Raw genomic sequence first — 15456 nt, 5'->3', positions numbered from 1 at the left:
GAGAATCAACAGTTGGAAGAACAAAACCAATTGGAAAGCGGATACAAACTTAGAGTTTTTACTTTATAAAAAAGGGAGCTAAAAAAACTCCCACAAAAACTTGACTCAATCTATTTTTTGCAGCAACTGACTTAGTGAAGGACAATATGGTTAAATTAGGTGCAGTAGAAGCAACACAATCATTGGAAATCTTATTTGCTTTAATAGGAGAAGTTTTATTTCTTTCCGCTCATTTACCGAGTCCAGTAAGTTTTTTTGGAATTAGTCTGGTTATGGTTGGAATGATTTTTCACAGTGTATATTCGAGTAAGAAAATACACATAAATAGTAGCTTGGAAGCATCATGATGTTCTTTAGAGTATTCGTTAATAATTTGTTAAGATTCTTAAGGTTTATTAAGTTTATTTGGAGTTATCGGAATTTTTTACTTTTTCCAATAGAATCGTTATACTATGTTAATGAGTAGGAATAGATATTTACAAATTTAGAAGTTTGATTTAGTTAGTCCGAAATAAGTTGATTTTTAGGTGCATCGTGGTTTGATTAAGAAGTCATAAAGGTAAATTTACGGAATTTCATACATAGTAAATGTAAGGACAAAGGCTGCTTTGTTTTAAAAATCAAACTTAAGGTAACAAAACGGATAGATATAGAGCCTTTAAGAATACGGTATTCTGACAGTCGTGTTTTTTGGCTATCACTTCTAAAAATAATGATTAGGAGGAAAAGCAAAATGACAAAGAAGTTAGAAGAGAAAGAGATTAAATTAATTGCACTGGATATGGATGGTACGTTATTAAACGAAAAAGGTGAAATTCCGGAGGAGAATAAAAAAGCAATTAAAGAGGCTCATGATCAAGGGGTGCATGTAGTATTAAGTACCGGTAGATCCATTGCGACCTGTAGAGATCATGCGAAAAGCCTTTTATTAAAAACCTTTTTAGTAACAGTGAACGGTAGTGAAATATGGGATATGAATGGGAATTTAATCGAAAGAAATCTTGTAGACGCTACCCATATTCAATGGATGTGGGAATTAGCACAGCAGCATAAAGCAAATATGTGGGCAGCTAGTTGTGATCAAGTATGGATAGATAAAATGCCTGAAGATGTAAGTAAATCAGAATGGCTTAAATTTGGCTTTCACATAGAAGATGATCAAGTCCGTGAACAAGTTTTAAACAGTTTAAACGAGAAAAACTGTTTTGAAATTAGTAATTCATCACCAGTTAACATTGAGGTAAATGCATTAGGTATAAATAAGGCAAGAGGGCTCAAAAAAGTATGTGAGCTATTACATATCACAATGGATCAAGTATTAGCAGCTGGGGACAGCCTAAATGATATTAGCATGATTAAAGAAGCTGGGATAGGGGTAGCAATGGGAAATGCTCAAGACATTGTAAAACAAACAGCAGATGTTGTGACTTTAACGAATAATGAAAATGGTGTTGCATACGCGATTAGAAAATGGGCATTAACAAAAGAAGTTGCCGAAGTAAAAAAATAATCCATTCTAATTGTCATACTGAAATATGTTTTTCTATTATTAATAAATTTCAAAAAACGATTGAAACGATTGAAAAAACTGCTTATAATTAGTAAAAAGAAAACGGAACGAAGCGAAAGGACTAGTATGTGAGTAGCTTTCATAAAAGAGAGTGGAGTTTATAAGCTGAAAGACTTCATGATGAAAGTACACAGAACCTACCTTTCAAGTCCTATTAAAGTAGGCGCATCTCTTGCGTTATCAGACAGAGTGGAATCAATATTTTTATTGATTCAATTAAGGTGGTACCACGGAAAGCCCTTTTTCGTCCTTTGTTTAGGATGGAAAAGGGCTTTTTTATTCCATTGAAGCAGGTTTAATAAAGTACGGAGGAAATAGAATGGAGAAGAAAAGAATTGTCGTAAAAATTGGCAGCAGCTCTTTAACGGATTCAAAAGGAGCTATCGATCAATCTAAACTAAGTGACCATATCGCAAGTATTGCAAATTTAAGAAATAAAGGCCATGAAGTCCTTTTAGTGTCTTCAGGAGCAGTTGCTGCTGGCTTTGCAAAGCTCGGTTATCCTTCAAGACCGGTGACATTGAAAGGGAAACAGGCTGCAGCAGCAGTTGGTCAAAGCTTATTGATTCAAAGCTATAATGAACAATTAAGTAAGTTTGGAATAGTTCCAGCACAAGTCCTCATTACGCGAAATGATTTTTCTAAGCGGGATCGGTACCGAAATGCTTATTCTACATTGACTGAATTGTTAGAAAGAAGCATATTGCCAATTATAAATGAAAATGACACTGTATCAGTAGAAGAGTTAACGTTTGGAGACAATGATATGTTATCAGCTCTTGTTAGTGGGCTTATCCATGCTGATCAGCTAATAATTCTAACAGATATTAATGGGTTATATGACAAGAATCCAAAAGAAGACTCCTCAGCGAAACGAATCAATTATTTGCCAGAAATTACGGAAGAATGGAAGACTGCTGCAAAAGGATCTGGCTCTAAGGTTGGTACAGGTGGCATGAAATCAAAGCTGATTGCAGCGGAAACGGCTAATACTTTAGGAGTAAAGGTTTTTATTGGAAAAGGGGAAGGGGAAAATAAGTTAATCGATATAATGGAGGACAAAGGTGATGGAACTTATATTGGTTCTGCTGCTTTAACATCGATAAATAGTAATCGTCAATGGATTTCCCTCCATTCTACTGTAGAAGGAAGTCTATATGTCGATGAAGGGGCAGAAATAGCTCTAATGAATAATGGCAGTAGCTTGCTGCCAGCAGGTATTTATAAAGTGGAAGGTTTCTTTGAAAAAGGAAATGTTGTGGAAGTGTATGGAGTAAATGGCGTTATCGGAAAAGGGGAAGTACTTTATTCTTCTGAAGAACTAAAAGAAATTATTTTACAAAGGGCAGAAGAACAAAAAATAGAAAAACATCCAAAATTGGAAGTCATTCACCGTGATAAATGGGTGAAAATGTGAAATGGGAGAGATGAAAAATGGGCGAGGTTTATCAAAAAGGCAAATTAGCGAAGAAAGCAAGTTATCAATTACTAAATTACACAACCGATGAGAAGAATGAGGCATTACTACTAATCAGCAATCAATTAATAGAAGAGAAAGATTTAATTATAAAAGAGAATAAAAAAGATCTTCAAAGTGGGGCAGAAAATGGTTTATCGACTTCCATTTTAGATCGTATCATGCTTGACGAAAAGCGAATTGAGGATATGGCTTCAGCACTAAAGGAGTTGGTTAAGCTTAAGGACCCTGTTGGCGAAGTAGTAGAAGAAATGGAAAAAGAAAATGGACTGAAAATAAGGAAGAAAACTGTCCCAATTGGTGTGATGGGGATGATTTATGAGGCAAGACCTAATGTCACGATAGATGCAGCGAGCCTTGCGCTGAAAACAGGAAATAGTATTGTCTTAAGAGGTAGTTCATCTGCAAAACATTCTAATATGGCACTAGTTAACACGATTCATAGAGCGCTTGATAAATCTGTACTGCCAAGAGATGCTGTGCAGTTGATTGAAGATACGAGCAGAGAAACAGCGAAGGAACTCTTTCATTTAAAGGAATTTTTAGATGTGTTAATACCTCGTGGGGGAAAAGGATTAATTGACACGGTAGTAAAAGAAGCTACTGTTCCAGTCATTGAAACAGGTGCTGGAAATTGTCATTTATTTATTGATGAAACAGCAGATAGGGAAATGGCATTTAATATTAGTCTAAACGGAAAAACCCAGCGTCCGTCTGTTTGTAACGCTTTAGAGACTATTTTGATAGAAAAAAATTGGTTTGATCAATACGGATTGTCTCTCTTAGAGGCACTGCATAATAATGCTGTAGAGATTTATGGAGATAATACAGTGTGTTCCTCTTTTTCTTTTGCAAAAGAAGCAACAGTAGAAGATTGGTATACGGAATATTCCGCTTTAAAGATTAGTATAAAGGTAGTAGAGGATGTTATAGATGCAATCAGCCATATTAATACTTATGGCACAAAGCACTCGGAAGCAATTATTACCGAAAACAAAGAGAATGCCGAGCTATTTTTGTCAGGAGTAGATGCCGCCGCAGTCTATCATAATGCTAGTACGAGATTTACAGATGGATTTGAATTTGGCTATGGGGCAGAGATTGGCATAAGTACGCAAAAGCTTCATGCGAGAGGTCCAATGGGGCTAAATGCATTAACATCTGTTAAATACTTTATTTATGGAGATGGCCAAGTTAGAAAATAACTGCATTTTATCCCCCACTTAACGGATAGTAACCGTAAGCTTCTGAGAATACGAGGAAGATCAACTGTCCGTAAAGGTCCGATTGGTTCAACTAACCATCAGTGGGGGATGACGGAAAACCTCCACTGATGGAAGTTTCACTTTATCTTATAAAATGTTTGATGCAACAGGACATATCATACTTTATTAAGATTGGATGATGATAGTGCAGTATTTAAGTATTTTATTACCAATTTTCTTTATTTTTTCAGTTGGATTCATTGGACAAAAAATGCTTCATATTGATATAAAATCCGTTTCGGCTGTTTCTGTTTATTTGATGACACCATTGTTGTCATTTAGTGTATTTTATGAAACAACTTTTACAATGGACTATTTGTATATGACTCTTTATGCCTTAACTTTAGTATTAGCTATTGTTGCAATTGTTTCTATCATTGGTTATTTTAGGGGTTATTCGGTAAGAAAGACATGTGGAATGATCTTATCCTCTGCATTTATGAACAATGGCAATTATGGCACACCACTTGTTTTATTTGTTTTCGGTGAGCCAGGATTGCATTATGCTGTTATCCTGATGGTTATTCAGCAATTAATTATGGTAACGATAGGTGTCTACTATGCAGCAAAAGGCTCTGTGGAAGACGGGAATGGTAAAGACACATTAACGAAAGTACTTAAAGTACCAGTTATGTATGGGGCTATACTAGGTGCCTTTTTTCATTTCTTCCATATTCCTGTTGGAGAAACGATGCTTGAAGCGATTAAATTAGTTGGGAATGCAGCTATTCCGACAGTGATGCTTGTTTTGGGAATCCAGCTTGCTAATGTAAGTGTAAAAAATATTGCTTATCGGCCTTTATCCATTTCTTTGTTTTTAAAGTTGATTGTATCTCCAGTTATTGCATGGCTGTTGACATTTATTTTGCCAGTAGATGAGATGTTAAAGCAAATAATGGTCTTACTAGCTGGAATGCCAGCAGCAGCGAATACGACACTCTATGCTGTCCAATATGGAACAGAACCAGATTTTGTTTCCAGTGCCACCTTTTTTAGTACAATTGCAAGTTTAATAACTTTACCGGTTATTTTGTCCTTGATTTAATATATTTCTCCATAAAATCTTCATATTTTATAGATATGATTATGTTATAAATGGAGGGATGATAAAATGGGATTGTTACAATTACTTACGTTACTAATTTGTCCATTAATGATGCTATTTTGTATGAAAGGCATGTTTGGACACAACAAGCATCATCATTCACATACATCAAAAGATTTGGATGATAGAGTAAAAAGCCTTGAGTTGGAAAATGGAAAGTTGAGAAAAGAAATCGATACTCTTTCAACGATTGAGAGAAAAGAATCATAGAACAATAGAATGGAATTTATCCCAATTTTAACGGGCGGCTTATCCATCAGTGCGGGATAAGGGAGGTTGGGATATAATCATTCCAGCTAAAGATAAACCAAAACTATTATACGAACATGCTAAAAAAGGTTCGTATAATAGTTTTGGTTTTTTTCTTTGTTTTTAAAAGGGTGTTCCATGAAGTTTATTACCATTACCCGCAGCCGGAATACACTTCGTTTTCCGTGGGACTTACGCTGACCCGCTTAGAGCAATGGAACGAACTAGTTCTTACATATGACTACATTTAAAAGCACAAATAACCAAACCAAGTATGCGAAAGCAACCATTATTTAATAGTTAATTAGGGATTATTCGTCTTTACAGAGTATCTATTTAGTTCATTATGTCCCAGTCCCTTTCCTATTTATAAAGAAATCTGCACGATAATTGCACATATATAAAGTACTCTAATTATGGACATAACCAAGTTAGGAAGGATGATAATCATGATTAGAAGGAAAATTATATTTAGTCTAGTATCTTTAGTAGCAATGTTTGCCTTAGCTGCATGTACTGGGAAAGATGATGCAGCTCCAAAAGGTGATTCAAGTTCTAATATGATGGAAGGTCATGAGGGAATGAATCATGCAGGTACAAGTGATGTTCCGGAAGGTCTAAAAGAAGCTCTGAATCCAACTTATCCAGTAGGTTCAAAAGCTATTATCCATGCAGATCATATGCCGGGAATGAACGAAGCTGAAGCTACCATTTCTGGTGCTTTCGATACTACTGTTTATACAATAACTTATACGCCTTTAAATGGGGGGGAGAAAGTAGAAAATCATAAATGGGTCATTCATGAGGAAATCGAGAATGCTACAAATGACAGCTATCAAGCAGGAGACGAAGTCATAATAAATGCTGAACATATGGAAGGGATGGATGATGTCACAGCAACTATTGATTCAGCAGAAGAAACAACTGTTTATATGGTAGATTATCAAGATACGGAGACAGGGGAGGATGTTACTTATCATAAATGGGTAACAGAAAGCGAATTGTCACAAGTAGAATAACTAATAATCCCCCTCTCTCAAAATAAATAATCAAAGAGGGAGGGGGATTATGATACTGTTAAAAATAGGTAGTGAAAGTACTAATGCATACAATATCAATCCTGATCTGTCCATTTATAGCCAACACCCCAAACAGTTTGTAAATAAGTATCTGCAGGAAATCCTGTTTTTCGCAGCTTGTCCCGTAGGTTGCGAATATGAGAATCAATGGTTCGGTCTTCTGTTGATACATCATATCCCCAAATGGTTGTAATTAAATGCTCTCTTGAAAACACCAAGTTTTGATTGGATAAAAATAAGGTTAATAAGGAAAATTCTTTTGGTGTAAGGACAATTTCCTGTCCATTAAAAGTTACTTGGAAGGAGTTTTTGTCTAATTTGAGACCTTTAAAGATAATTTTTTTTGAATCTGTTTTCAATCTACGTAAAACGGCATTTATTCTTGCAACCAATTCTTCTTCATCGAATGGTTTTGCGATATAATCATCAGCTCCATATTCTAACCCTTTAACTATATCGGCTTTTTCGCTTCTTGCTGTCAACATAATGATAGGGGTATTCCAGTTCTTCCTTATTTCTCTACAAGTTTCCAAGCCATCCATCTCTGGCATCATAACATCTAATAGAATTAAGTCTATCTCATTGGATTCGATAAAGTTGATAGCGTCCATTCCTGAATTGCATTTGATGCATGTATAGCCTAATGGAGACAAGTATAAAGATAATAAATCTAGCATAATCGGTTCATCATCCACTAGTAATAAAGTTTTCATTGTTCATTCTCCTTAAAAATAATTTCAAATTCGGTACCTATCTGTTCCTGACTTTTTAAGGTAATTTCAGCTCCGTGCGCATGAACTAGCTCTTGAACAATGGAAAGTCCTAAACCAGTGCCACCAAGCGATCTTTTTCGTGATTTTTCCACGCGATAGAATCTGTTAAATATATAAGGAATATCTTTTTCAGGAACTCCCTTTCCGTTATCTCTGATTAAGAAATGAATCGTTTTCTTCTCTTTCCAAACCTTCAATTCTACTAAACCACCAGTTTTTGAATATTTTATGGCGTTATCTAATAAGTTCAGGAGAATTTGTTCGAGTCTAATCGGGTCGGCATGTAAATTTAAGCTGCTTGGATTGTGAACATTAAATATCATGTTTTTTTCATTAATAGCAGGTGTGAGCTTTCGTTCAAGTCTTTTTAGAAAAATACTTAAATCAATTTTCTCTTTTTTTATGACAAATGAATTTTTATCTATTTTAGCCAGCTCAAATAAGTCTTGAATTAATAGATTCAACCGATTTATTTCTGTCACAATAATCGCTAAGTATTTCTCCCGTTCGTCTGTAGGAGGATTCTGTTTTAGAAGGATATCTGCATATCCCTTTATATAGGTTAATGGTGTTCGAAGTTCATGAGAAATACTCGCTAAAAATTCATTACGCTCTCTTTTTAAATAGTTTAAATCAGTTGCTAGTGTTTCAATAGAAGTGGCTAATTCACCTAATTCATCTGCTGATTTCTGTGGTAGGGTGACAGCGAAATTTCCTTTGTTGATTTGAGAGGTTGCTTCTTTCATTTGAATTAAAGGCTTGGTAATACCACGCGATAAGAAAATGATAATAATAATGGTAATAAAAACAGAGATGAAGCCTATTAAAAGAAAATGTTTATTTAAACTTTGAATGAGATTATGTACCGACTCAGTATCCTGAAACATAAATACATAACCACTTGTCTGTCCATTAATCTTTATGGGACTCATTGTAGAAATAACCGGTTCTTGCCGCCAATTCCCTTCCGCGATTTTCCCTTTGTATGGAATATCACCAAATTCTTTTTTTATATATTTATCATATGAATGGTTAGTTATGGACGAACTAAGTATATTCTTTTTTTCATCTGTAATTACTACGTCCGTGTTTGATTCAGATTCCATCAAAATAACATGTTCGATTATTTCTTTGTTAAAATGCTTTTCTAATACAGTTCGATGTGAGTTTCCTCTTGATTGTAGAGCATTTAATTCCTCCTTTACTCTATTTTCCACAACTGCTTCATGTAATAGGAAGAGCATAAAGGTAATAAGTCCGAAAATAATGCAAAAAAATATGATTCCAATTTTTATTGAGAGTTTCTTCATCGTCTATCTCCTAATATTTCAGCTACTTTCTCAAGTATAAAGGATAAATTTCAAGATTTTATGGAGAAATATGAAATTTTTATAGAGGGTATTAGTTTGAAAGCAAAACAAGACTCACATTGCTTCTTAAAAGCAATGGAGTCTTGTTACACATAAAGAAAACTTCGATCAGTGGGAAAATATCCAATAGAAAAAAACTTGCTTAATGAATGGCAGATTTAGAGAATTTCCCACCATGTGCTTCTTGTGTATCCATAATTGTAATAAATGCATTTGGGTCAATTTCTTGAACAATGCTTCGAAACTTTGCTACCTCTAATCGGGTAAACACTACATATAATACTTCTTTTTCCTGATCCAAATAGCCACCTTTTCCTTTAAGCTTTGTTACTCCTCTTCCTAGCCGGTCAGAAAGTGCTTGGGCAATTTCTTCATATTCATCCGAAATAACCATCGCAGCTTTTGTATCATCAAATCCTTGAATAACCGCATCAATTGCTTTACTTGCAATATAATAGGTAAGAATTGAAAACATTGCTTGTTCCCAACCTAAAACAAAACCAGCCCAAGAGAAAATGAAGACATTAATAAACATCACAAATTCTCCAACAGAAAAGGGGATTTTTTTAGTAAGCAGGATGCCTAATATTTCTGTACCGTCTAATGCACCTGAATTTCTAATGACAATGCCAACACCTGCACCTAGCAATAACCCTCCAAAAACTGTAGCAAGTAGCGGCTGGGTGGTAATTGGTTCAAAGTGTTCAAGCAAAAACTCAATGATTGCGAGCATAATGATTGAATAAAGGGAAGAAATACAGAAGTTTTTCCCAATATATTTATAGCCAGCAAATAAAAAAGGTAGGTTGATAATAAAGACAAGGATTCCGAAGTTTAAGCCATAACTATATTTAAGAATCAGTGAAATTCCAATAACTCCACCATCAATAATTGTATTTGGAGCTAAAAATAAATCAATTGCGATTGCTGCAAAACCTGCACCTATTGTTAGCATCAAATATCGAATGATTAAGTGGGCGGTACTTTCTTTTTTATGGGTTTTTACCATGAGTAGATCACCTTTCAACAAACTTTATTAAAAAAATTATCTCATTCTTAACGGACAGTTAGACTCCCCCTCAAGCTTAGGAGAATGCGAGGAAGATAGGTGGGAGATCAACTAACTGCCCGTTAAGATCCGATTGGTTCAACTAACCATCAGTGGGGGATGACGGAAAAAAAACACTGATGGAAGTTTCACTTTATCATTTTATATAGTATCAGAAAAAAAACGATAAAAAAAATTTAGAAGAACAAATAGTATTTAATATTGCATAATAACAATTCGAACGATACAATATTAACATAGTACATTTTAATTCTAGGTAGGTGAAATTATGTTTAACAGAGAGTTAGTAAAAGGTAGTACATCCTTAATACTTCTTCAGTTATTAGCAGAAAAGGAAATGTATGGATATGAACTAGTAAAAGAGATGGAGAAAAGAAGTGACTATTCCTTGCAAGTCAAAGAAGGGACATTATACCCAGCGCTACATAAATTAGAAAAACAAGAATATGTGAAATCTTTCTGGAAGGAATCAGAAAAGGGGCCAGCGAGAAAGTATTACCAAATTACAGTGGCTGGTGAGCAAATATTAGAGCAAAAAACAGCGGAATGGAAAAACTTTGTGCAAACGATTGATAAAGTCATTGGGAGAAAAGGCGTATGATTGCTTCAAAAGAATCCTACATGCAACAGCTGCGGGATTTACTAAAAGAGCATGAACAATCAGAAGAAATATGTAGGGAATATGAACTTCATCTAGCGGATATGTTAGAAGATATTGTTTTAGAAAAACAATATACAGAACAAGAAGCAATCACCATCGCAATAGAAAGATTAGGATTCCCAAAGGAAATTGCTGCATTGTATCAAGAAGAGCTAACGATGACTGCCAAAAAAACGCAATGGAACTTCTTTTTTGCAAATTTGTTTTTCTTTGTAGGAGGTATTGGGTTGACGGTAATTTATCATCACCTATCTAATCCAACAATCAGCAAATTATGGTTATTCCTAACAAGTATTCCGTTTTTTCTTATTATGCTTTATTTATTCTTTTGGCTTTTGCTTGGATATGAAGTGGGCAAGGAATTTGGACTTGGCGGAAAAAAACTATTAATGAAGACCTTTTGCATTTCGTTAGTTCCTAATCTTTTACTTATGTGTTCCGTTGTCTTTAAGATCATTCCGTCAACAATATTTGATCCATTATTAACACCAGAATTTATCCTTATCTGTATTTCTTTTACGATTATGTTATATCCAATATGTTTTCTCGCATTTCGCTATGGAACAACGAGATCGGTATAAGTTGTTCTTTTGCATCCTACCTAGTATTACTGTGCAATGAAATTCTATTTATTTTTTATTTGACTATATAGAATAACTATGTAAGGGGAGAATAAAATGAACAAGAAAAATTTTATTTATTTCATAGGTTGTTTTTTACTTGCAATTATTGCTGAAGTGACATTGTTTACAGAGACAATCGGTATTTCTCTTAGTATTTTTGTTGTTGTCTTTTATGTTTTTTATTTTTATCTAACGAGGAAACAAACACATACACATCGTCTAATAGGCATTTACATATTCGTATGCATATGGTTACTAACATTATCATTTGTTTTTATTGGTAATCCTTATTTTTATCCCTTAAATCTTTTAGTTGTTTTTATTTTAATTGGATTTCACACTGTGTTAATTACAAGTCCCGCTTTTCTTCATTGGAGTAATATAGACGCCTTTCTTTATATTCAAAAGAAAGTATCTTCCTTTTTTAAATTAGGAAAATATTTAACCTTTCTTGTTCGAAAATCGGTAAAAAGACGTGCCAATGAAAGGGATTATGTAGCAATGAAAAGAATATTATTAGGAATTGTTATTGTTATGCCAATTTTGATAATACTGATTTTCCTGCTCAGTATGTCAGATCAGCATTTTAGTACGATGGTCGAAACAATAATTACCTGGCTTGTTTCTTTTAAAGTAGATGAAATAAGTACGTTAATACGAATTGGTTTTATCTTTGTTTTTCTATTACTATTAATGAAAACAATTAGTAAGAAGTCGATTATCATCCCAAAAGAGAGAAAGGTTAAACAAGGAAGATGGGAACAAGCAACTTTATTAACAATTTTACTTTCTATTAATGGACTGTATATATTTTATACCGTCATACAATTTCAATATTTCTTCAATGATGTATTAATAAATGGTTTCACCTATGCAACCTATGCGAGAAGGGGGTTCTTTGAACTTATTATCGTAACAGTTATTAATATATCCATTATTTTATTAGTAAACAGATTTGCTAAAAACCGTACTCTTTTCTTAAAAATAGTTTTATCCTCTTTAATTGTTTTTAGCTTTATCATTCTTTTGTCTGCTCATTTACGATTGTCTTTATATGAACAGGCGTATGGCTATACGTATTTACGTTTGTTTTCTCATTCTTTCATTATCTTTTTAGCGGTATTTTTCTCGTTTACACTAATAAAAATTTGGGTGGAGAAACTTCAACTTATACGCTTTTTCTTATTGTTGTCCCTATTATATTATTGTGGACTAAATGTAATGGATATCGATCGATTAATCGTCAGCAAGAATTTGCAGCGCTTTGACGAAACAAATTTAATTGATTTTTCCTATATAGATGCATTATCATATTCAACCATTCCAGTTTTAGTGGATTATTACGAAAGCAATCCGGAAATGAAAAGTGTAAAACATTTATTGCTTGCTAAAAAGGAACTCCTTCAGCAGAAGAAACAAAAATGGCAGAGCTTTAATATTGTGGAAGACCGTGCTAGAAAGTTGCTTGGAAAAATCGATTTTGATAAGAAAATTTCTGAAAATCAAAATGTAAAAAATAACAATTAGAGGAAGAATAATTATTTTTTTATGACCCGTATCTTTTTCGCTATCTCAAACGTTCTATATATAAACAGTAAAAGGAGGGATGTATTAATGAGGAGGGAAATACAAAATATAGACGATTTATATCAAAAACTTGATCATTATTGCAAGTACCTTTCGCTGGATAAATGGGAGCGGGAAGATTTAATCCAGGATGCTATTTTAAAAGCGCTGGAGAATTATAAAGAGAAAGATATTACACCTGCTTTGCTTAAAAAAATTGCCAATAATCAATTGATTGATAAGATAAGAAAAAAGCAAGAAATGATTGGAATCAAAACAAACGAAACAGGAATAGAAAAAAACAGTTTAACTTCCATGATGCTGGCAGAATTACTAGCTGAAAAACTGACATTTAAACAAGGAATTGTTTATATGCTCGTAGAAGGATTTCAATTTCGCTTAAAAGAAGTTGGCGAATTGTTAAATATGACAGAAACTGCTGTGAAATCGATATTATTTCGGGCCAGAAATCAAGTGAAAAAAGAAAATACAATAGTGAAAGTTCCTTATGATGAAAATAAGGAAATCATTCGAAGCATGTACTATGAAGTACTAAAGAAAGAAGATCCAGCTATTCTAATTAATTCTATCTATAAAGACATCATTTTAGTGAAAAAAGCGAAAAAATATTTGTCTCACCAAACAATGCTTATGGCAGCTTAAAAAAATTATCGGTACGGGAGGCTATAAAAATGAGTACAATTCCTTATGTAATTGAACAATCAGCAAATGGAGAAAGATCCTATGATATTTATTCTCGGCTTTTGAAGGATAGAATTATCATGCTTGGGGATGAAATCAATGACCAAGTAGCTAATAATATTGTGGCTCAACTGCTATTTCTCGCAGCAGAAGATCCGGAAAAAGATATTTCTTTATATATTAATAGTCCTGGTGGCTCAACTTCTGCTGGCTTTGCTATTTATGATACGATGCACTATATTAAACCAGATGTTCGGACAATTTGCACAGGCATGGCTGCATCCTTTGGGGCGTTACTGCTTCTCGCAGGTGCGAAAGGAAAAAGATATGCTTTACCGAATAGCGAAATTATGATACATCAGCCGCTTGGAGGAACGAGGGGACAGGCGACCGAAATTGAAATATCAGCGAAAAGGATATTAAAGTTGAAAGAACATATTAATCAAATTATTGCAGATAAAACTGGTCAAACTATTGAAAAAATTGCCAATGATACGGAAAGAGATTATTTTATGAGTGCAGGGGAAGCCAAAAATTATGGGATTGTGGATGAGATAATTACTGCAAAATAAAAAAGGAAGAAGGTATCCGTTTATTAGTGGATGCCTTTTTTAATGCTTTTAAGGGAACTAGCGCCTAGTCTCTTTTCATGTATAATAGAAAGAGAAAATAAAATATTAGGTTGGAAAGTTAAAGGTGGCAAAATGGAAATTGTAACAGTGCAAATTGAAACACCATTTGAAAAAAATTTACTAAATGGTAATCCCTTAATATATAAAGACGCTATTGCGACTAACCTTGATTTAGAAGAAGGGCAAATTATAGATGTTGTAACGAAAAAGAATAAATTTATCGGCAGAGGCTATTACGCCATTCAAAATAAGGGAATTGGTTGGATTTTAACTAGAGAAAAGAACAAGTCAATTGACCGTACTTTTTTTGAAGAACAATTAAAGAAAGCGATTGATAAAAGAGTTACCTATTTTAAAGATACAGAAACAACTGCTTTCCGTATTTTTAATGGGGAAGGCGATGGAATAGGCGGATTCTCTGTAGATCTCTATCAAAATTATCTTCTAATACAATGGTATAGTATTGGAATATACAAATACAAAAGCTTGATTGTTGAATCTTTACTGCACCTCTTAGATGTGGAGGGAATTTATGAGAAAAAAAGATTTGACGATAATGGAACTTATATGGAAGATGATGATTTTGTCGCTGGGAAAAAGGGCGATTTTCCAATCACTATTTTAGAAAACGGTGTTAAATATTCGGTGAATTTAAATGAAGGTGCAATGACAGGGATTTTTTTAGATCAAAAAGATGTTCGTAAAACTATCCGTGATAAATACGCGAGAGGAAAGAATGTCCTTAATACCTTTTCCTATACAGGTGCATTTTCAGTCGCGGCAGCTGTTGGTGGCAGTGTATCGACAACGAGTGTCGATTTAGCAAATCGGAGTAAACAAAAAACAGCGGATAATTTTCTGTTAAATGGAATCGACGTATCCAAGCAAAAAATTATGGTAGAAGATGTTTTTCATTATTTTAAATACGCTGTAAAGAAACAACTTTCCTTCGATATGGTTATATTAGATCCACCAAGTTTCGCTCGTTCAAAAAAGCATACGTTTCGAGCTGCAAAAGACTATACGAATTTATTAAGGGAAGCAATTGCCATTACGAATCAAAATGGAATTATTGTTGCTTCCACTAATTGTGCAACCTTTGATATGAAAAAGTTCAGAAGTTTTATTGAAGCAGCTTTTAATCAGCAAAAAGAAAGGTATCAAATTGTTGAGCAATTCGGCTTACCCAATGATTTTGCGAATATTAAAGAAGTAAAGGAAAGCAATTATCTAAAAGTTGTTTTTATAAAAAAATTGAAATGATATTTTAGGATATTATTTTAACGTTGAGATCCAAAAACAGGATTTTGCTTCT

General features: G+C 33.8%; 15 protein-coding genes, 1 pseudogene and 1 other annotated feature. Of the genes and pseudogenes, 13 read left to right on the top strand and 3 right to left on the bottom strand.

Annotated elements, in window-relative coordinates:
• Positions 1-110: 110 nt before the first annotated feature.
• The 7 genes and pseudogenes from NKG37_RS20855 to NKG37_RS20825 all read left to right on the top strand — a co-directional run.
• A pseudogene (locus NKG37_RS20855) lies at positions 111-347 on the top strand (multidrug resistance efflux transporter family protein); the annotation flags it as partial.
• A gap of 386 nt (positions 348-733) precedes the next feature.
• A complete protein-coding gene (locus tag NKG37_RS20850; RefSeq protein WP_254415280.1) occupies positions 734-1510 on the top strand; it encodes a Cof-type HAD-IIB family hydrolase in 777 nt (258 codons plus the stop codon).
• Between the two features lie 108 nt (positions 1511-1618).
• Positions 1619-1825 (top strand) — a binding site (T-box leader).
• Positions 1826-1889: 64 nt separating this feature from the next.
• The gene (gene proB / locus NKG37_RS20845) at positions 1890-2987 is read left to right on the top strand and encodes a glutamate 5-kinase (RefSeq protein WP_169188660.1); all 1098 of its coding nucleotides are present in this window, start codon (positions 1890-1892) and stop codon (positions 2985-2987) included.
• Positions 2988-3004: 17 nt separating this feature from the next.
• Positions 3005-4252, top strand: coding sequence for a glutamate-5-semialdehyde dehydrogenase (locus NKG37_RS20840; protein ID WP_169188659.1), 1248 nt, complete (start codon positions 3005-3007; stop codon positions 4250-4252).
• Between the two features lie 205 nt (positions 4253-4457).
• Positions 4458-5357 (top strand): AEC family transporter, encoded by a 900-nt coding sequence (locus NKG37_RS20835; RefSeq protein WP_016203625.1) that lies wholly within the window; start codon positions 4458-4460, stop codon positions 5355-5357.
• A 66-nt stretch (positions 5358-5423) separates the two neighbouring features.
• Positions 5424-5627, top strand: coding sequence for a DUF2933 domain-containing protein (locus NKG37_RS20830; RefSeq protein ID WP_016203626.1), 204 nt, complete (start codon positions 5424-5426; stop codon positions 5625-5627).
• Positions 5628-6115: 488 nt separating this feature from the next.
• Positions 6116-6685, top strand: coding sequence for a YdhK family protein (locus tag NKG37_RS20825; protein WP_224427672.1), 570 nt, complete (start codon positions 6116-6118; stop codon positions 6683-6685).
• A 95-nt stretch (positions 6686-6780) separates the two neighbouring features.
• Here the strand turns inward: NKG37_RS20825 and NKG37_RS20820 are convergent, their stop codons facing one another.
• The 3 genes from NKG37_RS20820 to NKG37_RS20810 form a co-directional block, all read right to left on the bottom strand.
• Positions 6781-7458 (bottom strand): response regulator transcription factor, encoded by a 678-nt coding sequence (locus NKG37_RS20820; protein WP_016203629.1) that lies wholly within the window; start codon positions 7456-7458, stop codon positions 6781-6783.
• Positions 7455-8828, bottom strand: a complete 1374-nt coding sequence (locus NKG37_RS20815; RefSeq protein ID WP_224428395.1) for a sensor histidine kinase — start codon at positions 8826-8828, stop codon at positions 7455-7457. Before NKG37_RS20815 ends, NKG37_RS20820 begins: the two co-directional genes overlap by 4 nt.
• A 202-nt stretch (positions 8829-9030) precedes the next feature.
• Complete coding sequence (locus NKG37_RS20810) at positions 9031-9897, bottom strand: YitT family protein (RefSeq protein ID WP_016203632.1); 867 nt, start codon at positions 9895-9897, stop codon at positions 9031-9033.
• Positions 9898-10225: 328 nt separating this feature from the next.
• Here NKG37_RS20810 and NKG37_RS20805 point away from each other — a divergent pair, with 328 nt between their 5' ends.
• The 6 genes from NKG37_RS20805 (at position 10226) to NKG37_RS20780 (ending at position 15404) form a co-directional block, all read left to right on the top strand.
• Complete coding sequence (locus tag NKG37_RS20805; RefSeq protein ID WP_016203633.1) at positions 10226-10558, top strand: PadR family transcriptional regulator; 333 nt, start codon at positions 10226-10228, stop codon at positions 10556-10558.
• Positions 10555-11199, top strand: coding sequence for a permease prefix domain 1-containing protein (locus NKG37_RS20800; protein WP_101731097.1), 645 nt, complete (start codon positions 10555-10557; stop codon positions 11197-11199). Before NKG37_RS20805 ends, NKG37_RS20800 begins: the two co-directional genes overlap by 4 nt.
• A gap of 96 nt (positions 11200-11295) precedes the next feature.
• Positions 11296-12768 (top strand): DUF4153 domain-containing protein, encoded by a 1473-nt coding sequence (locus NKG37_RS20795; protein WP_254415279.1) that lies wholly within the window; start codon positions 11296-11298, stop codon positions 12766-12768.
• Between the two features lie 87 nt (positions 12769-12855).
• Entirely contained in the window at positions 12856-13470 is a 615-nt protein-coding gene (locus tag NKG37_RS20790) for a sigma factor (RefSeq protein ID WP_169188655.1), read from the top strand.
• Between the two features lie 29 nt (positions 13471-13499).
• Positions 13500-14081, top strand: coding sequence for an ATP-dependent Clp endopeptidase proteolytic subunit ClpP (gene clpP / locus NKG37_RS20785; RefSeq protein WP_016203638.1), 582 nt, complete (start codon positions 13500-13502; stop codon positions 14079-14081).
• A 132-nt stretch (positions 14082-14213) separates the two neighbouring features.
• Positions 14214-15404, top strand: coding sequence for a class I SAM-dependent rRNA methyltransferase (locus tag NKG37_RS20780; RefSeq protein WP_040343599.1), 1191 nt, complete (start codon positions 14214-14216; stop codon positions 15402-15404).
• Positions 15405-15456: the final 52 nt, after the last annotated feature.

This window comes from Niallia sp. RD1 (assembly GCF_024219955.1).
In the GTDB taxonomy this organism is placed as follows: Bacteria; Bacillota; Bacilli; order Bacillales; family Cytobacillaceae; genus Niallia; species Niallia alba.
Note: the sequence above shows the minus strand (reverse complement) of the source record. Positions and strands in the feature narration are given on the sequence as shown.